This is a genomic window from Acinetobacter genomosp. 33YU (assembly GCF_001990725.1).
GTDB classification, from domain to species: Bacteria; Pseudomonadota; Gammaproteobacteria; order Pseudomonadales; family Moraxellaceae; genus Acinetobacter; species Acinetobacter seifertii.
In genome coordinates this window covers 48,295-67,889 of sequence record NZ_LFZQ01000008.1, presented here as the reverse complement: position 1 = coordinate 67,889, position 19,595 = coordinate 48,295, and the positions used below count along the sequence as shown (strand labels likewise).

Below are 19,595 nucleotides of genomic sequence, written 5' to 3'. Positions count from 1 at the left end.
AGGGCTTATTCATGCTTAAAAAAGGAATTTAAAATGAATAAATATTTGCTATGGGGCTGTATTGGTTTAGGCAGCGTAAGCAACGCTTATGCAGAGCTTCCTCAAGAATTTGGCAAGTTAGAATTAAAACTTAACACCCGTTACTGGAACGATGAAGGCACTGCCCACCCCACGCTTACAAACCCTTCACCTTCGTCGAGTGAATATGAACAAAGCGCGTTAGGGCTTGAGTTAAATTATCAGTCACCTTACTTGTGGGACTGGCTTGGGGTGGATGGCTCACTCTATGCAGTCACCAAGTTATTTGACTCTGGCAAGCCTAGCGCTCAACTTTTAGAGGTTGAAAATAACGGCAAACTTGATCAAAACTTTGCAACTTTTGGGCAGCTCTACATCAAAGCAAAACTGGGCGACAAAGGCGAAATTAAATTAGGTCGCCAGTTGCAAGACTCTCTCTTGCTTAAAAGCACCAATAACCGCGCGGTGCCCGACACTTTTTCGGGTGCGAGTGGTCAGTTTCAATTGAATGATCAGCTACAGACTTACATCGCTTATTATGACCGCTGGAAACCGCGCAGCATGGACTCTTTTGAAAAGTTTGTGACTGAGAATGACGAGCGGATTGATTATGTCGGTTTACTGGGTGCCAAGTATCAATACAAAAACTGGAGCGTAAATGCCGAATATTTAAATAGTAAAGATTATTTAAAAAAGTCCGGGGCGATTGCGCAATATAAATTGCCTTTGCATGGCCTTATGTGGACATTTAACACAGGTGCTTTTTTCTCACGTGATGATGGCAAGCTGTTTAAATGTGGTGCCGAAACCGAGCTGGACTGTGTAAAAGGCCAAGACATTAACAATCGTGGCAATGGTTATTTTGTCGATGTAAATGTAGCCAAGAATAATATTGAAGGTGGCATTGCCGTTTCAAAATTTGATGGCTTTTGGATTGAAGATAACTTTGCTGTGCACTCCGACCGCAACTCGGTTTTAACGCAAGACCACGGCACCAACCCGTTTCCGACTTCTGCGACCATTGGCCCCGACTTTACCAATAATGATGAAACCGCAATTGCCCTGCGCTTGAAATATAACTGGAAAGACTATGTGAAAGGTTTAAAAACCGAAGCGAAGTATATTTATGGCTTTGGCGCTCACCAAAGTAACATTAGCAGTGATATTGAGGGTAAAGAGCGTTACTTTGACTTTACGGTGAGTTATGCCCTGCCGTGGGTGAAAAACTTAGATGTGCGTTATTCATTTTTGCATTATGAGTCAAAGTTTGAAAATGCAAACCTAGGTGAAAAAATAAATGGAATGTCTCGGAAAGATTGGGACCAGCACCGAGTTTTTATTAATTATCGTTATACGTTTTAAGAGTTGGCTAACGACTTAGCATCAATACTCATCTAGATTGATTTATAAAACCCGAAAAATATAAGGCTTTTTTGAAAATTATGTTCTCAATAAAGCGTAAAAGTACCAACCATAAAGTTTTAAATACCGTTATGTTGACACTTTTACGCTTTGGTTTGGTTATTTATCATTAAATCATTTAAGTATTTAAATTAGCTTCTAAATAACTTTTTAGAGCCATCGACATGTCTGGCTCTTGTAAAAATTGCTCTCTCAAGTCTTGGACAAGCTGCGGACTCAATTCATTTAAATCTTTGGCTTCACTATATTGCTCATACGCTTTTTGTAGCGCGATATTCTTTGACCGATAAAGTAATTGGTGTGCTTCAACCTCATACATTTCCTCGCGTCCCGATTGTGGAGGAGCTAAGCCAAACAGTAAACGCCAGAACGGAAAAGAGACTTTATCTGGTCCTATTTTTTCAAATTTTGGATCGGTTACTTTTGCAACAATTTGATTGATATCCATACCGAGCATGGCATTTACATCTAAAGTACCCAAGCCTATTTGTTTTAAATTAAGATTTTTATTTGCGACACTATCAAACAAAGCAAAACGACAAGCTTCTACTTTTTGCCATCCTTCTAGTGCAGCAAGCGCAGCTTTATTTTTTTGGAGCCAAAGCGCGCAAGCGGCAGCAATTTGAGGCGTACTTGCCGATGTACCTCCCCCATCTAAAGCCCAGCCATTAGTACTTCCTAACTTCATCCAAGGGACATTCGGTGTAGAGGCAGCAACTGCTTTTTTCATGACCGCATCTGGCCCCCAAGAGCCTTGCATAACACCAGCATCATTAGTGATATATGGTTTGTTGTCATAGGTCACTCCTGTTGCCGTAATCACACGCCAAAAAGCAGAAGGATAAACCGTAAAATGTGTTGCGATATCTATGACTACAGCATTATAGCTGTCACCCGATGCAGCGACTAAAACAATACCTTGGTCATATAATTGGTTTGTGACATCGGCCCAACTTGCTGTTGGCAGCCCCCCATGACTTAAAGTGACAACATTACATGGCGGGCAGTATTGACCGTTTGCAGTATTGTAAGTACCCAAAGCATGCTTTAGACCTTGAGCAAGATTAGAGCTATAAATATGTGCAACCGAACCGCCTACGCCACCAATACGAATAGGCACAACAGATGCTTCTGGCGCACCACCAATATAACCACTATAAGTTAAAGACGGGTTATCCTTAATATTCAAGGTTATTTTATTACCAGCCAATATTGCTAATGTCGCAGGTCCATGGCCTGCATTTAAATGATTGCCCGGATCTACCGTATCGGCATTATTGTCATAATAGTTCCAGCCTTGTTCTGGTAATAGATTCAATGGTTTTGTTTGATGCTGATCTGAATAGCCTGTGTCAACATGGGCAATCCGTATTCCCTGCCCCAAATAACCTGCTGCCCAAGCTTTATCAAAGTTATCTCTTTTAATATACCAATCTAAGCTACTTAAATTTGACATGGTGGGTGGATAGTGAGTATTTAATGGTTCTACCGGATAATTCTCTGTCGATTTTCCATCTACAGTTAATGATTTTCTTTGAGTATCATCATTTTCTTTAACACTTATGAAATGTTCTAAATCTGGCTCAATATAGACCTGATCTGACAAATCGCCCGCTAACTTAGCATCTTGATATTGTTGATATATTTGATGAGCTTTATCCCATGGATGAGTTGCAATTCTTTGTGTAGGTGAATGTAATAGCCAAGTGCTTTTTTTCGTAAAATCTAATGCGCCCTTAAGCATGGTATTGTTTGCTTCATCTGGGAACAGAGGTTCTGTAACCCCTGTTAAACCAGTCAAACCATCGGTAGGTTGCTTTAAATTTTCGGTGAAAATTGAATAACTAAACTGAACATTTTTAATTTCTTCGAAATGCTCGTTAGGTACACGAATTAATAGTTTTCCGTTACTAGAAATAGTCATCGCTATCTCCCCATATTTTAATTATTGTTAAGATCGTATTTAGATAATTTTAATAATTTAATTTTAAAAACTATCTTCACTTAATCTTAAATTACAAAACAAAATATAACAATATATAATTTATTAAGTTTTTTATAATAATTCAAACCCATTTTAATCACTAAAATAAAAACAAATGAATTAAATCAATTATTATTTTTTAATAATTAAAATTTTTATAATATTTTATTTAAATTGAATTGACCGTTTAAAAACTTATGATTATTATTGTCTCGCTGGCCTACATTGCCAGTCGGTTTTAGCAGACCGTAGATCCACGGCGGGTTATAGTTCTTCTATAAGTCGTTAGACCCTTGCGTCCCTTTTCTTTGCGGTAGGACGAGAGGGGGACGCGCTTGCGCGTGCTGGTTCCATGGATCCCAGTCTGCTAACCCCTTTTCGTTCTACCACCATAATCAATTGACGGTGATCTTTGGTGGTAGAGCTCCATAAATTTTAAGGAGTTGACCATGCCACTATATAAACTTACCCCCTCTCCCCTATAAACTTTTTATTTATTTAAAATTTTGGTTTTCTATTATCTAATTTTTTAAATTTATAAATTATTTTTATTTTAAAATTTTAATCATTTTATTTTCCTTATTTTATAGGCGGATTAATTACATCCTAAAAAAATGATTTTAAAACTTTAAATATATGCGGCTTATTTTTTATTAATAACTTAGTGAAAATTATCACGAGAATAATATGAAACTTTATAAACCTATTTTGGCTTTAAGCCTTTTAATAGGCGATTACGGTGTTTCTGGTTGCGACATTCACACTCAGCAGGATTTTGAAGAAATTTGCCTGTCTGGTGGACACACCCAAGCCTGTTGCGACTGTATTTACCAACGGCTTGAACAAGTGTATTCGCATAAGCTTATGCAACGTCTAGAACATGTCAGTTTGCAAAGTCCTGCTCTCCCACAGGACTTTGCCCCTACTTTTTTTAGTGTGATGCGGCGGTGCGATAAAGAAGACATGGGCTAAGCGTTTGGCTTAGCTCCCTTATCTCTGTGTCGCAATAGTGGATTACTTTAAATCAGCGCAAAAAATTAAAGTTCTGTTGTGGCACGGGGGCCTTGGGGGAATAGTTCTAAATAAATTAAGATTAAGAAATTACAGTGAACTCATATTTTCCATAAGCTATAGATTTTTAATAAATTATATTTCATTATTCATTCTACATTTAACAACTACTAATTATTCAAATGTTTAAAACTGAAAATTATTATCACGTAGAGTATTGGGGAAATCAGGGAATAACTCAAACTTGTCTAATGAGTCTTTGTAATTTAATTCAAACTCATTCAGATTTAACCTATGCTTTGCTTCTTACCAATGAGCAGACTCATGCCTTTATTATTAAAGACGAAAATGAGAGCTTTTTTGTAATACGCTCAGGTTTTACCTCAGGATATATGGGTGAAGGCCCTAGAGGCTTAGCAACAGCACTAACATTATTAAAAAGACATCAAATAGAAACTGAAGAAATATTGGTAAGTTCAAAAATTTTAAGAAGGGCAAATAATTCAACTTTGAATGACTCAGAGATTGAACTTCTATTTAAACAAGAAATTATCCGCCCAATCAGACTACACGATTATATCTATCCTTTTACAAAAGAAGTTTCTGAAACTCATAAGTCTAAACGCTACTATCCTCTGGAACTACCTTATTCAATTTTAGATGATAGAATTTTTGATCTTGCTCTACTTTTTAAGCACGATCCTGACTCAGCTCTTTTAAAAGCTTATAAACGTCTAGAAGATATTATTAGAGATCGTACTGACTTAACAGAACATAGCAGTAAATTATTTTCTCAAGCTTTTCAGGGTGATAATGCTTTATTAACTTGGGAAGTGCCAGATAGTGGAGAGATAAAAGGTAGAACTAATTTATTTACAGGCACTTACATGGCCTTTCGTAATGCTAGAGCACATCGAGAGTCAACTGAAAACTATGCTCAAATGTTTAGAGAGTTTCTTTTAGTTAATGAGTTATATCTATTAGAAGGTGAAGCGATTGAAAGATCCACTCTTGAAGAACCCATATCTAATTAAATAAAAAAGAGCTCAGCAGAGCTCTTACTTACTTTGTGATACGCAATATATCATTAGATCAAGTAATTACTAAGTTCACTTATAGATTTTTTTATTTTGTTTAGTTAAAAACATTATTCACAACAAATCAAAATAACTTATCAACTTATATTTTAAATAATTCTCTTAACACAAATTTAAAATCTAAGTAACTTCTTGATTCTATTTAAAATCGCTTAATCCAAAAATATTATATTAGTAATACTAAATTTTCAAACAGATATTTAAATTATTTTATAACTTACACCAAACACATAAAATGCTAATTTTTTGGTTGTTTTAAATAAGATAACTCCTTAATCACCAATATAAATACTATTTTAAAAAATAATTCATGGGTTCCCATTTAAGAAAAATTAAAGTACTAACAATTGAAAATTAAGTTGTATATTTAATCAAGCTTTCAATATAACTAATATCAAAATCATTTTGCAATGGAATTCCATTAAACATAGGCAAGGTTATATAATCACCAAATATTTTCCCCTGTGATAATACTATTTCATTATCACCAGGATAAATTAAAAAGACACCAAAAATTTCTTTATTTGAAATTGTCTTCTTATAAATATCAAGATAGTTAACGTCATTAAAATATTTAGATTTCAATTTATCGAGCTCTTCATATCTCACTAAACTTTGATATGATCTAAATTTCGCATCAAATATATAATAAGATTCTTTATTAATTATCTTATTTTTAATACTTACTACATAATCTGGATTATAAAAATTGAATTTCCCCCCATAAGTCAACCTAACTAACCCTGAATTAGAAGCATCATCAATATAGGGTATTTTTGGCTCATAATGAATTTCTATTTTTATTAATTCATTATCAAAAGTTGTTTTTGTAGGAAGATTATGTAATATATCTTGCCCTACCATGTTAAAACCTAAATTTATAAAAACATCTTCTAATTTATAAAAACAAAAAAACTCATATATCTTAGACATAGATCTAATTTTTATTTTAGAAACTACATCATTAAAGCCAAAAACACCACACTCATATAAACATTTTATTTCAAAAAATATATCTTTATAAAATTTAGAATTTTTAACAAAATTTGTAATTAATGGATAAATTGGCCTAATATAATTAACATTTAATTTTAATTTAAAAAAATTTATATAAATATCTAAATCATTAACTATCAAATTAATTCTTTTTAATAAGCCATCAGAGGTAACCTGAAGAATAATTTTTGAAAAATTATAGTTACCCTCTTTAAAACTAGCATATTCCTTATCAAAACTTACAGAATTTTCCATCCCCGCACCAGATAAGAATTCTTTAATTCTATACAACTGATTCTTAGTATAAATTAAGCCCGAAAGTATGGCTCTGTTTTCATAAAAATCGTAGAAATTATGAAGACTTTCACCTTTTATATCTTTAGTAGAATAAAAATTATTATTTATTATAGCATCAGAAGAAGTTTGATCTGGATATAATCGATCCAAATTTGAGATAACATCCTCAGGATTAATAACACCACCTACATCATTTACTTTTTTTGATACTTTGCTTTTGATTAATGTTTTCAGTGTATGTCTATTTTTATTTAATAAATTAATAAAGTTTTGACTAAAGTCAATAAAACTTTCAAAATTAACTTCGTTGCTACTAACTAAGGTTTTTTCAATAGTAGTCCTTGAAAAATCTACTTTTAACAGATTGGGATTTCTTTCATATAAAAACTCAATAATTTCTATCGCTTTATCACATGTGACTTTTTGTGCCAATACGTTAGCTAAATATTCGTTATATTTTCCTTCAGCATAAAGTCTAATCAGACTTTCCCCAAAGCTTTCTCTGAAAAATTGATACTCTTCAGATACAAAGACATTACCAACTTTTCTTAAACTAACCTTATAGTCCTCAATGTAAAGTTCAGGTGCTGAATCTTGACATTGAATCTCAAATTGAATCTTGTCCAATTCATGTATTTCAATCGAAGATCCACCTACCTCATTTAGTAATCTTCGCTTGCCACTTTTTAATAAATAAAGTCTAGACATAATTTACTCAAATACTAAAAAAATCATAGCAATTCATTTCTAAATTACCGTGTTCGATCATTTCTTTTAGATGTTCGTTTGAATAGATCAAGTCTACTTGATCAAATAAATCTGCTAAATCTGTTAGTCTTTTTTGTAATCCGTACCCATAACCTGAAATTAAAGGAAGAATATGTTGCTTAACAGCCAAGTCCAAAGCAGTTAAAGGATTATCTGTATACATTTCTAATAAGCCACGTCCTTTGTGACAATATTGCTTGATTGCTTCTTTCTTTCGATAACTAATCATAATAGATTTACCATATTCTTGTTTTTTTACCTCAAGAATACTAATGATTTTTTTAAATATCTCTTCTTCTTGTTTTGTTAGAACAGAATTTAAGCTTCTACCAAATAAACTTTCAAGTTCTGCGTATCCTATTGGGTATAAATCTTCCATATCAAAATCAACATTATATATATCATTCTCCATATTATTGATATAAATGATTGCAGCTCTATTTAAAATACGAGGTGATAGTTTTTCTGTAGTTTCATCATTATTAATAGTCGCAACAAACCTTAAATTTCTTGGAATATTTAATATCTGATTACTTAAATCAATATTTTTTAAAATATCATCAGATTGCCCCATAAAATTAGACCAATAATGTTCTATTGGACTTAAATTAGCTTCATCAAGTAAAATATATGTTGTCGGTTGGTTTTGCTCTGTATATTCCTCAGACAATGCTTTTAAAAATTTAAAAACGCCAGTATTAGATGGTTGAAAAACTTCACTTAATGGATTATAGAAACCTATTAAATCTCTTTGACTTGTCCAACCTCTCCCAACAGGAACGTTTAATAGTCTTGATGTAGTATTTTGTTTTTCACATATTTTTTTTATTAATGAGGTTTTTCCAACACCTGGGGGGCCTGCTAAAAAAGTAATGAAATTTTGTTGAGTACATAACAATAAGTTTGCTAACATTACTCTAGATATATGGTAATTACTATTTACTATACTCTGATGTAATATATTTATAGCAACCTGCTGAGCTTCAAGAAGATTATCTAAATACTTATTAATTTCTTTTTTAACTTCACATTGAATATTTATTTTACTATTTTCAATATTGATATTTTTTTTACTAAACTCATCCCAGAATATTTTAAACTCTAGAGCTTTTATTTTTGCATTACTAATTAATGTATTAATTTCTTGAGCCTGAGTATCTTTAGTAGCTTCCAGTACATTTATTTCTTTTTCAATATTTTTTTGTGAAGCATTTAATTTAGCAATTTCTTTTTCAAGTTGGTCCTTTTCCCACCCTAAACGTTTATAGTCATCAATTAATTTTACTTTTTCTTTAAACTCTTCTAATTGTTCCAAAATATTTGCAGGAATACTAGGGTTCTCTTCAGAATAATTTATTGTTTTTTGTGTTGCAAGACTTTTTCTTGCTTCTTCTAACTTCTCAGAAAGTAATTTTAATTTTTCTTCTTTTTCTTTTAACTGTACATCAATATCATGCTCCAATTCCAGATTAATTATTTTATCTAGATTTTTACTATTATTCTTTACATAATCCTCTACTAACTTCGATCCATTTTCTGTTAAGAAAAAACTTTCTATACTATTATAAATAGTACTGTATTTCTCATTATTACTAGTATTTACTTTTTTAAGCAAATCAATTTTCTGTTGAATTAACTCTTTAGAATAATTATTTTTATTAACTAAATTTGACAAATTTTGTAACGTTATTTCCTGTATAGGCATATTCTTTGTATTAATTTTTTTTGTAAAAAAACCTATTATTTCTTGATCAGATGAATAATCAAAATAATTCTTCAAATTATATAAAAATATACTTAAATCTGAAATTTTATTAACTAATAAAATATTAGACTCACTATCATAAAGGGAAAAACTCAACAAATCCTTCAAATCAATTTTATTTACAAACTCCTCAGGAAGTCTATAATCCTCAATATCTGTTGAAATTTTTTTCAATAAAATCGTATTTGATCGTACATCATCCATTTCCCATTCTAATGGACCATAACACTCAGATTGATCATCTACTAAAAATATTACTTTAGTACCTGGGACATTATCCGTTTCTAAAGTTATTCTCTTTTCATTTCTATCTGGTAATTTTTTTACTTTTATTATTTCTACAATTTTTTCAAAACGCTCTACATCTTGCCCATTTGCATGATATTTTAAATTTTCACGATCGCTAATATCTGGACTAATACTAATCTTAAAAATAGTCCCTTTTAAGAACTTCGAATTAACATCACCATACTGTTTCACCTCTACTTTTCGATTTATTTCATTTTCTGTAAATTTAGTTAATTTATTGTTTTCAATTTTAAATAGTGCTTCAACATAACCAACGTTAGGAAAGCTTTCATGAGTACCTATTTTTCTAGCTAAAATTTCCATATGCTTCTAATGAAATGTATATAAAATTAGTTAATTATAAACTTTTTATCTTATTTTTTAAAATTTTAGATAGAATATAAAATCAAACGCTTATTTTTCAATCAATCAATAACTTTCCTCAAGAAACTTAAATTGATTAATAAGTTTAGTTGCAAGAATATTTTAAAGCTTATCCAAAGATGCTCGCACATTACTAATATATTTGAATACCCCAGTCTTTTTTTAATTCTCAAATTACTCGCCCAGACACTTCTTCAAATTACGGTTTAATGTCTTCATGCAAAACTAATTAGCAATATTTGTGTTTAGTTCAAGCGCAAGCTGCCTTTCTTTTATTAAACTTATGTCTGGGTATGGACCAAGTGACTCTGACTTATAATAACTATGAATGGTATAACGTACGTTCCAATATTTTTGCTACCTTAATGTCGTTAGCAGAGATAGCCAATTATCATTTGAAAGATGATAGCATTTTCTTTTAGTTACGCTTTTCCGCATTTATCTATTTACTCTTTATCAAGACTAAAAATTGTTAGGTAAATTTTCACAAGAATTACTCATAAAACACAAAAAATGAGTCATACAGCTTAGGGAAAAATTGGACAACATATCAAAAAATCCTTTATTTTCGAATTTAAAGTCTTTTTTATTTAGTCATAACTTATGAATCGAATTTCGTGAGATAGCGGGAGTTGAACCCGCGTCCGCCAGCATTACGCTCGAGAATAGTATTATGATATGAATTATAAGAAAAAATAGGAATATTCCCTACTACAATTCATCTAATTTCCATATACGACTGATTGCCTTTAATCCAATCAACCGTTTTCATTAAACCTAATTCAAAATCATGAGAACTACGTATATTACACTCCCACCAAATTAGAACTCGCCACCCCAACTCTAATAGTTTTTTCTGGTTAGCTTGGTCCCTAGCAATATTTTTATTTATCTTTTCATACCAAAATTCAGATCTACTTTTAGGCCATTTAAATAAATAGCATGAATCATGCCCATGCCAAAAGCAGCTTTGAATTTGTATCACTGCTTTATAACGAGGTAAAACAATATCTGGTTTTCCGGGCAACCTTTTGTCATGCAAGATATATCTAAAGCCTAATGCATGTAATCTCTGACGAACTATCAGCTCAGGTTTTGTGTTTTTGCTCTTAATACTAGACATGATTCTTGAGCGAGGTGAAGAATACTCATCATGAGTCATAGGTAACCCACTTCAGTTTATTTGTTTTTATTTTAATCGCTTAGATGTGTATATAAGCAAAATGTTGTATGAGTTATAGGGATCAACGTAAAAACGTGTATCTCCCTATAAATGTAATTTCTATACTAATTAGAACTTTGATATTTATCTAAAATTGCTTTTATAACGAGACCTAATGCTTGCCCCAATAGCGGTGGCACAGCATTACCTACTTGCGTATATTGAGGAACTTCAAATTGTCTCATTTGACCACCAGTCGTCACTTTTGATCTAAATACAAAGTGGTCAGGAAATGACTGTATACGAGCCATTTCACGAACCGTCAAAGTTCTCAACTCATCATGATGATAATGACAAGCATCGTCTGGAATAGATAAAGCTGCTGGCGCCGGCTGATTCGCTATTAAGGCCTTTTGAGTTTGTTTCTTAGTTTGATGCTCATTAAAGTAACTTATCAAACCGTCAATTGATTTAAATTTCTCATAAGTATTTGGCTCAATGAGGTAATCATAATTCAACAAATGTTTAGCTGTTGACTCAGAAACTGAATCTATTTTTCCTTTAAGTAAATCAAGGGCTTCTTTTTTAGTTGAACTATCTAACATTTGAAGGATTTGATAAATCCTAAATCTTCGTTGAACATGAATACCATTGTTTCTTAAATCATGATTCCGAAGAACAGAGTCACCCTTACTATTAGGCATTAAAGTAGAATTAATTAATTCAATATATTTAGACTTTTCTAAACCTTTATTTCTCAGATCATCAATAGCATCTTTAACAGTAAATTCACTTTCCTTATATTTGATCAAAGGATTCAAGAATGTATTTTTGAATAATGTTAAATGCTCATCATATTCAACGTCAAAATAAGATAAGGTGCCATATTCGACTTGTAATCCTTTTTTTAAATTATCAACAAAGCTTATTGCTTGAGAATAAAGTTCTTTTTCGTGCTCATTAAAAGCTGAATAAACTTGGTCAAAAATGTCATGTCTGATGCCAACCAAGATAAACCGTGGTCGGTTCTGGGCAACACCAGCATATTTCGCATTAATATGTAAGCACAAAGGAATATAATTTATCTGTGCGAATGCTTTAGCTACTTCAAACCAAGCATAGAACTTCTTACCTTCTACATCAAAAGCTCTCAAGATTCCTGTTACGTTCTCAAGCAAGGCAATTTTAGGTTGCGTCATTTGAACAAATTTTGCGAATTCCCAAGGCAAGGTATTCCGATTATTACTAAATTGCCTTAACCCCGCCATACTAAAGCTTTGGCATGGGGGACCACCTGAAACAAGATCAAGTCCCCCTTTTTGACCGTAAGCCATACTAAGATCATTAACTTGAAAGGGATGGTTTTCAAGCCATTGATTAAGTTGGACAATATTACCTACAATTAATTTCTCATTTAAATCTGCATAATCATCTAGATCTGACTGTCCTTCATTTAACTCTGGAAAAGTTCTAGGGTCTTCTCTCAATCTAGATTTTATATCCTCATTTTTAAATTTACTGCTTAACCATTTAACTTGACTCTTTTTATTATTTGATTTTTCAAGATTTTCATTAAAAAAATTATAGGCGAATGTTTCTGCTGCCATAGGTGATAGTTCATTTGCCATAACTAATTTAAAGCCTACAGACTCTAGTCCTAATGACAATCCACCACAGCCTGCAAATAACTCAATATGGTTCAACTGAAAAATCCTTCAACAACACTTCTAAATAGAAGCCAAGCTATTTTAGTTAGAATTTTATAAAAAGTCCAGGGCCATACGACAACAGTTGTCGTTTTTCTTATTTTTTAAAGTTGATCTTTCTTTTAAGTTATGAAAACATTCAAGAAAGGCTTCCCAGAGTAAAGCCTACAGCCCGCAAATTCTGTAAAGACCCCTTTTGGTCATCTCATTGAAATATTCAGTCTTTTGGTATGTACTGAATGCTTAGTTGCGGGATAAGCATTGAAAAGTACATCGATAAAGAGATATTTCAATGAGTGAGAACCCATACCCTAAACTTAAACGCCCTATTGCTCGTCTAAAAGATGATGCAAAAAAACTAAAGAAAGCTTCAAATATTTCTCTAAACGAAGCTCAAAATATTATTGCTGTAGAACAGTATTATCCAGATTGGCAAACTTTAATCTTTTACAATACACCTCGTAAAGCAATCAAGCCAAAAACTAAACCACAAAAAGTTACTTATCCCATTATTGGTGAAGATCTTATTCATCATAATCGCGAAATTTTAGCGAAACTCGGTCTAGATCATAGTGATCTAATTATTACTGCAACAGGCATCAAAAAATCTATTATGGATGCTGTAGCACCTTTACGAGAATATTTTAAGCTTAACCACTACCATGATTATGGTCTCCAGCAACAAGGAGAAAAAATATTACAACCAGCCAAGTTAATTACAGCTACTTCTATTATTGATACTCAAGTTAGCTTATATCGACCTAACACTAAAAAGGGCGATCCAAGAATTTGGATTTATCAGTTAAAAGAACATGTTCAGCCTAACGATGTTTTAGCTTTAGTCTTGGTTAAGGGACTTTTATATGTGTTTAATATCTCCAAAATTGATTTAAACACTCATTTAACACTACTAAATCAATTTGTTTATCAAGTAGATGAAGTTGCATTTGAACTATTAGAAAAACTAAGAGCTATTGCTAAATTAGGTCCCTTAAAAGCTGTAAAATCTGGGGATACTGCAATTGGCATGACAATTGAACATGCCTTAGGAATTTCAGCAAATTCGTCTAAGAACCCTGACTATAAAGGTATTGAGCTTAAATCTGCTCGTGAAAAAGCAAAAGCACAGAAAACTAGATCTACTATTTTTGCTCAAGTAGCCAGTTGGGATATTAGTCCCCTAAAAAGTAGCGGTGCAATTGTAGACAAATATGGATATATGCGTGAAGATGATTTAAAACTTTACTGTTCCATTAGTACAAAAACCATTAATTCTCAAGGTTTAAGTTTTGAATATCAAGAATCTAAAGACTTATTGGTAGAGAAACATCATATTGATGGTGAGGTTGCTGTTTGGAAAGGTTCAATCTTACGTCAACGTTTACTAGAGAAACATAAGGAAACTTTCTGGATAAAAGCCGAGTCAATTGAAATTGACGGTACTGAACATTTTATTCTTAAATCGGTGATACATACGAAAAATCCATTAGTTGGTCAGCTTATGCAACTTTTAGCTGATGGGATCATAACAATGGATCATTTGATTAAGCGTAAAAACGGTACAGGTAATGCTACCGAGAAAGGGCCTCTATTTAAGATAAATCCAAAACATCTTGATCTATTATTTCCTGAACAAAAGGAATATTCATTAGAATAATTTTAAATAAAGCCCCTACATTAGGGGCTTTATTTAGAGGTCTTCAAAACTAAATATATAGGTAATAAATTTTAATTTAATAGTTAAATTTGAGCCTAATATTTTTTCTCATATAATCAGTGATGACTTAATACTAAAATCAAAAATCGAAAGGTTTAAATTAAATGGCTCAACACTGGCTCGCTTATCATCAAGCGCATTCTGAAGAAAATTCATTCCCTTATGCTGCTCTTGAGTAATCTATTGTCTACATGAAAGAAGAATTTCGTCTTAATGCAGGTGATATTATTTGGATGATTCAGGGCGATAAAATTAGTAATAAAGAGACTCTATATACACTAGTCGATTGCTTTACTGTTCATGTAAAAACCACACCACCTACTATGGTTTCAGATGAGTTTATGTGTGCCTATACAGGTAAAAAATCTTTACTTACCATACCTATTGAATGGGATAAATCGAAAGAAGACTGGAAATTAATTCATCAGAAATTTCTTACCAAAAGACCAGGATTAAGGAAGGCAACTAGTATGGAAGCAGCAGCTCTAAAAAATATTAGTGGTATTTCTAAGTTTTAAAATCATCACTTTGAAATATTGTATCTGCAAAGGGAAATTTTAACGCATTTCAAACTAAGCTTTGAATAAAGAAAATAGCTTAACCAATAAAAAACCCTGAAACTTTCGTTTCAGGGCTTTTTCGAATTTTGGTGGAGATGGCGGGAGTTGAACCCGCGTCCGCCAGCACTACGCTCGAGAATACTACATGCTTAGATATCGTCTATTGTTTTAACACCTTGTGACCCGACGAACAGGGTACAAGTTGCGATCCTCTAAGTTTGGTATAAAGCCCCGAGGCTTGACTCTATACGGACTTGTGTGCGTGCGCTACGGTCGGGTTCCTAAACCACAAGTATTCTAGGAAGCGGACAAACTGCCCTTAGGCAGCTAGAGCGTAAGTTTCGTCGTTTGCGACTAAAATATGCAAATTTGATTTACGAGAGAAAATGCGCTCTCGGCATGCATCTATGAGTTTCATCACCAGCGTCGAAGCCAATAACATCCCCATGAATGTCTGAACATCATAGCATAACTAAAATAAAATGCTGTGCAATTTATCAACAGTCTGCTACTGATGAACATATTTACATAATTGAGTCCCTTTTGTTTTTTTTCAAGGGCCACATAAAAAAGCTGCCAAAACTGATAGCTTTTTTTCAGTTTGCTCTATAAGGCACCATTGCCTAGCACAATGCCTTCACGGCGTGGGTCTACCCCACCTGCGTATTTACTTTGATTATTTATATTTACTTTCATAATCGTTGAAATACCACTGGTTTGTGCAGTGTTTGATATGCCGTGTCCTTTTGCTTTTAAACCTTCAATCAGGTCAACTAAGGAAAGCTGTACATTCGAGCTATCGATATTGGTCGTTGGGCTATTGGTCGCACCAAAGTTTACAAGTGAAGTGGCCTGCTGTGCATTTAAGTTCCAGTCCAACGCACCCACCAAAGTTTTTACCACAAACTGAATGATGGTACCGCCACCTGGTGAACCTGTTGCCATATAAAACTCATCTGGCGTGGTGCCTTTAAACACTAAAGTTGGCGCCATGGTACTGCGTGGGCGTTTGCCACCTTCTACACGGTTAGCAACCAGTGCTCCCGTGCTATCCAGCGGGTTGGCACTAAAGTCAGTTAACTGGTTAGACAGTAGGAAGCCATCCACCATGTGGAATGAACCCATGCTCGATTCAACAGTCGATGTCATTGAAACCACATTGCCATAGGCATCTACAATCGTGAACTGAGTTGTACCGTGTTCAACAGTGGTGTCGACACCTGCTGCTGTATTGAAATTACCCGCTGGCGCAACGCCCATACTTTGGTTAGGGTTAATCAGTGCTGCACGTTGTTTTAAGTAATTTTTATCAATAAAGCTTGCAATACCCTGCGCTGGTAAAGCGACAAAGTCAGTGTCTGCTACATATTTATCGCGGTCGGCGTAGGCCAAACGCTCTGCCTCAGACACTAAATGCACGCCCATCACATCTGGCACACCACCTTCATTTTCAGGGTTTTTAGGTGGATAAAGCGACATATCAAAGTTTTCTAAAATACCCAGCGTTTGCGCAACCGCAATCCCTCCCGAAGATGGAGGCGGCATGGTACATACATAGTAACGGTCACGGTACGTTGTACAAATCGGGTCGCGTTTTTTAACCTGATAGTTCGACAAATCCTGCAAGGTCATTAAGCTTGGAGTAATTGGAGTTCTTGCTGAGTCATCCCCTAACGTCTGTCCTGCTTTTGCCACAATGGCTTGCGCAATCGGGCCAGTGTGCAGTGCGTTTGCGCCTTGTGAAGCGAGTGCTTCAAGTGTTCTGGCATAGGCTTTATTGGTCATGGTCTCACCGACTTTACGTGGTGATCCATCTGGGTAGAAATAGGTCGCCATTGCATTTGCATCAAGCGCTAAGCTGCTGGCATTACTTGCAATTGCATCTGCCAAACGCCCCGGAATGCGGAACCCACTGTCAGCCAAACCAATCGCTTCACCAAAAAGCTGGTTCCACTTGAGCTTGCCATGTTCCTGTTGCGCTTGTTCGAGCAAACGCATCACGCCCGGCACACCAATCGAGCGACCACTACGGCGCGCATTTGGTACAGGTGCAGGTGAATTTGGGTCATCCATATTTTGACGAATTAAATAAAATTCGTTGGCTGCGGCTGGTGCGGTTTCACGGCCATCATAAGCCGTGACTTTTTTGGTTTTAGCATCGTAATACATCATAAAACCACTACCAGCAATGGTACTCGACTGTGGCTCGACTAAACCCAAAACCGCTTGTACCGCTACGGCTGCATCGACTGCACTACCACCTGCTCTTAAAACATCACAGCCCGCTTTTACCGCGAGTGGTGTATTTGCCACCACCATATATTTATCTGCGTATTTAACCGTGTTACCCAGTCTATAACCCGATGCACCCTCTGGCGCGGCGGGGTCACCATTTTGGTTTGAGCCGACCACCACGCTTGATCCGTCTTGTGCCAGTTTGCTACAACTGGTTGGGTCATTATCTACAATTAAATTGGGTGGAGTTGTATTTGAATCATCCTTGGGCTGATCTGAAGAATCATCTCCACAACCTTGTAATAAACCGACTGCTAATAAACTACTGAACAAAAATGAATATCTTTTATTCACGTGATAACTCCAATATATACGCCTGCCTATCCATGCAATTGCCATGCAAGCTTCTTTGTTTTCAGGTATTAAGTTTTTTTAATCTTTGATAAAAATAAGATTTTAATAATATTAAATGATTAAGGCTATTTACACTGTGCCCTGTGTTGTGCCTCCTTGCTTGATATCACATTCTTTTATAACTGATTTGCCCAATTCTGGCATGTTTTATTTCTTTTAATGTAGGCAAAATCTGCTATTTATAAATTCACTCATTTTTTAGTAAGCCTAAAAAAAGCACCTCCGAAGAGATGCTTTTTTATGCTTAGTGAGAAGGCATGCCGCTGACCTGTTTGGGTTTTGGACACAGCCAAATCACTAATCCCGCAAAGACAAACACGATCGCAAACAGCAAAAATACATGGTTTGCCGACATGGTAATGGCTTCTTTATCGACAAGGTTAGAAATGATTCCTAAGGTCGAATCAGTCGTAAAACCATTTTGCAGAAGGTTGTTTTGTACTTCAGTTGGGTTCAGGTTTGATACCATTTCACTACGGGCAACTTTAGCGTGGTCGTCCCAGACTGTCACTGCAATTGAAGCACCAATCGCCCCTGCCATGGTTCTTAAGAAGTTCATGAGGCCCGCAGCAGATGCAATTTCTTGCTGGAGTACTGAACCAAGCGCAATGTTGGACAGTGGAATAAAGAAGAACGGTACAGCAAAACCTTGCAAAATTTGCGGCCAAGCCAGTGCCATAAAGTCGGCATCTGTAGTCCAGAATGCCCGCATTAAGGTCACTATACCCAGCAAAATTAAACCGAAACTTGCCAGTGCACGTGGGTCATGTTTGGTCGAAAGTTTTGCCACAATCGGTGACATGGTCAAACTACCAAAGCCCATGGTGGCGGTTAAATATCCGGCCCACGTCGCGGTGTAAGAAAGGTTCATTTGCAGCCACTGTGGAATCAGTACAATACTGCCGAAGAACGCGCCAAAGCCAAGCGACAAGGCCAGTACCGATATGGCAAAGCCCCTATGCCTAAAGACTTTCACATCCACGACGGGGTGCTTGTCGGTGAGTTCCCATATCAGGAACACCACAAAGCCAATGGCGGCAGTTAAGCCTAACACCACAATGCTGGTACTATTAAACCAGTCGCGTTCGTGCCCTAAGTCGAGCATGAGTTGTAGCGCACCAATCCAAAGTACCAACAGTCCTAAACCAACCGTATCAATTTTTAAAGAGATGGTTTCTGTTTCAGCCACTCTTAACAAGCGCATTGCTGCTAATACACAGACAATACCGACAGGTAAGTTAATAAAGAAGATCCAATGCCAAGACAAGTTGTCACTAATAAGACCGCCTAAAATTGGTCCTAAAATTGGCCCCACGACGGTAGTCATTGCCCATAGACCCATAGCCTGTGCATGTTTTTCCTGAGGGAAAATACGCATAAGCAAGGTTTGACTGAGTGGCATAAGTGGACCACCACAAAGGCCTTGTCCAATACGGAAAAATACCAACATCTCTAACGATGTTGCTAGACCGCACAGGAAAGAAAAGACCGTAAAGCCAATTAAACCAAAGATAAAGACCCGTACCGTTCCAAAGCGGCCCGCAAGCCAGCCTGTTAAAGGTACACAAATCGCTTCTGCAACTGCATAGGACGTAACAACCCATGTCCCTTGTGTACTTGAAACAGCAAGATTACCGGTAATATGTGGTACAGAGACGTTGGCAATGGTCGTATCAAGTACAACCATAAAGTTCGACAAGGCAATAACAAACGCTGCCAGTAGTAAACGGCCACCGCTTAACTCGGCAAAAGGTGTTTGCGTTTTCATAAG

12 protein-coding genes and 1 other RNA gene are annotated in these 19,595 nt (G+C 35.0%); 5 read left to right on the top strand and 8 right to left on the bottom strand.

The window, feature by feature from the left end; translation table 11 throughout:
• Positions 1-33: 33 nt before the first annotated feature.
• Positions 34-1,380, top strand: a complete 1,347-nt coding sequence (locus AC056_RS09615) for an OprD family outer membrane porin (protein ID WP_077163494.1) — start codon at positions 34-36, stop codon at positions 1,378-1,380.
• Between the two features lie 178 nt (positions 1,381-1,558).
• On the opposite strand, the gene AC056_RS09610 is transcribed toward AC056_RS09615, so the two are convergent.
• Positions 1,559-3,364: a S8/S53 family peptidase gene (locus AC056_RS09610; RefSeq protein WP_077163493.1), complete on the bottom strand. Its 1,806-nt coding sequence runs from the start codon at positions 3,362-3,364 to the stop codon at positions 1,559-1,561.
• A gap of 747 nt (positions 3,365-4,111) precedes the next feature.
• Here AC056_RS09610 and AC056_RS09605 point away from each other — a divergent pair.
• Together AC056_RS09605 and AC056_RS09600 are read left to right on the top strand one after the other, a co-directional pair.
• A complete protein-coding gene (locus AC056_RS09605; protein WP_077163492.1) occupies positions 4,112-4,396 on the top strand; it encodes a hypothetical protein in 285 nt (94 codons plus the stop codon).
• A 221-nt stretch (positions 4,397-4,617) separates the two neighbouring features.
• Positions 4,618-5,469 carry a TIGR02391 family protein gene (locus tag AC056_RS09600; protein WP_077163491.1) on the top strand — a complete coding sequence of 284 codons (852 nt, stop codon included), beginning with the start codon at positions 4,618-4,620 and terminating at the stop codon, positions 5,467-5,469.
• A gap of 417 nt (positions 5,470-5,886) precedes the next feature.
• Here AC056_RS09600 and AC056_RS09595 read toward each other — a convergent pair whose 3' ends face one another.
• The 4 genes from AC056_RS09595 to AC056_RS09580 form a co-directional block, all read right to left on the bottom strand.
• On the bottom strand, positions 5,887-7,533 hold the full coding sequence (locus tag AC056_RS09595; RefSeq protein WP_077163490.1) for a nuclease domain-containing protein: 1,647 nt from the start codon (positions 7,531-7,533) through the stop codon (positions 5,887-5,889).
• Positions 7,534-7,540: 7 nt separating this feature from the next.
• Positions 7,541-9,970, bottom strand: a complete 2,430-nt coding sequence (locus AC056_RS09590) for an AAA family ATPase (protein ID WP_077163489.1) — start codon at positions 9,968-9,970, stop codon at positions 7,541-7,543.
• Positions 9,971-10,748: 778 nt separating this feature from the next.
• Entirely contained in the window at positions 10,749-11,192 is a 444-nt protein-coding gene (locus tag AC056_RS09585) for a very short patch repair endonuclease (RefSeq protein WP_077163488.1), read from the bottom strand.
• Positions 11,193-11,317: 125 nt separating this feature from the next.
• A complete protein-coding gene (locus tag AC056_RS09580; protein ID WP_077163487.1) occupies positions 11,318-12,895 on the bottom strand; it encodes a DNA cytosine methyltransferase in 1,578 nt (525 codons plus the stop codon).
• Between the two features lie 295 nt (positions 12,896-13,190).
• On the opposite strand from AC056_RS09580, the gene AC056_RS09575 reads away from it, so the two are divergent.
• Positions 13,191-14,555 (top strand): MvaI/BcnI family restriction endonuclease, encoded by a 1,365-nt coding sequence (locus AC056_RS09575; protein ID WP_077163486.1) that lies wholly within the window; start codon positions 13,191-13,193, stop codon positions 14,553-14,555.
• A gap of 251 nt (positions 14,556-14,806) precedes the next feature.
• A complete protein-coding gene (locus AC056_RS09570) occupies positions 14,807-15,133 on the top strand; it encodes a hypothetical protein (protein ID WP_228144360.1) in 327 nt (108 codons plus the stop codon).
• Positions 15,134-15,262: 129 nt separating this feature from the next.
• Here AC056_RS09570 and ssrA read toward each other — a convergent pair.
• From ssrA to AC056_RS09555, 3 genes are all read right to left on the bottom strand, one after another.
• Positions 15,263-15,621: a transfer-messenger RNA gene (gene ssrA / locus AC056_RS09565) on the bottom strand.
• A gap of 160 nt (positions 15,622-15,781) precedes the next feature.
• Complete coding sequence (ggt, locus tag AC056_RS09560) at positions 15,782-17,764, bottom strand: gamma-glutamyltransferase (protein WP_077163485.1); 1,983 nt, start codon at positions 17,762-17,764, stop codon at positions 15,782-15,784.
• A 304-nt stretch (positions 17,765-18,068) separates the two neighbouring features.
• Positions 18,069-19,592, bottom strand: a complete 1,524-nt coding sequence (locus AC056_RS09555; protein WP_077163484.1) for a DHA2 family efflux MFS transporter permease subunit — start codon at positions 19,590-19,592, stop codon at positions 18,069-18,071.
• Between the last annotated feature and the right edge of the window lie 3 nt (positions 19,593-19,595).

Excerpts from the sequence above, each read along its gene's own strand:
- AC056_RS09615 (WP_077163494.1), top strand. The coding sequence starts at position 34 with ATGAATAAATATTTGCTATGGGGCTGTATTGGTTTAGGCAGCGTAAGC.
- AC056_RS09610 (WP_077163493.1), bottom strand. The coding sequence starts at position 3,364 with ATGACTATTTCTAGTAACGGAAAACTATTAATTCGTGTACCTAACGAG.
- AC056_RS09605 (WP_077163492.1), top strand. The coding sequence starts at position 4,112 with ATGAAACTTTATAAACCTATTTTGGCTTTAAGCCTTTTAATAGGCGAT.
- AC056_RS09600 (WP_077163491.1), top strand. The coding sequence starts at position 4,618 with ATGTTTAAAACTGAAAATTATTATCACGTAGAGTATTGGGGAAATCAG.
- AC056_RS09595 (WP_077163490.1), bottom strand. The coding sequence starts at position 7,533 with ATGTCTAGACTTTATTTATTAAAAAGTGGCAAGCGAAGATTACTAAAT.
- AC056_RS09590 (WP_077163489.1), bottom strand. The coding sequence starts at position 9,970 with ATGGAAATTTTAGCTAGAAAAATAGGTACTCATGAAAGCTTTCCTAAC.
- AC056_RS09585 (WP_077163488.1), bottom strand. The coding sequence starts at position 11,192 with ATGACTCATGATGAGTATTCTTCACCTCGCTCAAGAATCATGTCTAGT.
- AC056_RS09575 (WP_077163486.1), top strand. The coding sequence starts at position 13,191 with ATGAGTGAGAACCCATACCCTAAACTTAAACGCCCTATTGCTCGTCTA.
- AC056_RS09570 (WP_228144360.1), top strand. The coding sequence starts at position 14,807 with ATGAAAGAAGAATTTCGTCTTAATGCAGGTGATATTATTTGGATGATT.
- AC056_RS09555 (WP_077163484.1), bottom strand. The coding sequence starts at position 19,592 with ATGAAAACGCAAACACCTTTTGCCGAGTTAAGCGGTGGCCGTTTACTA.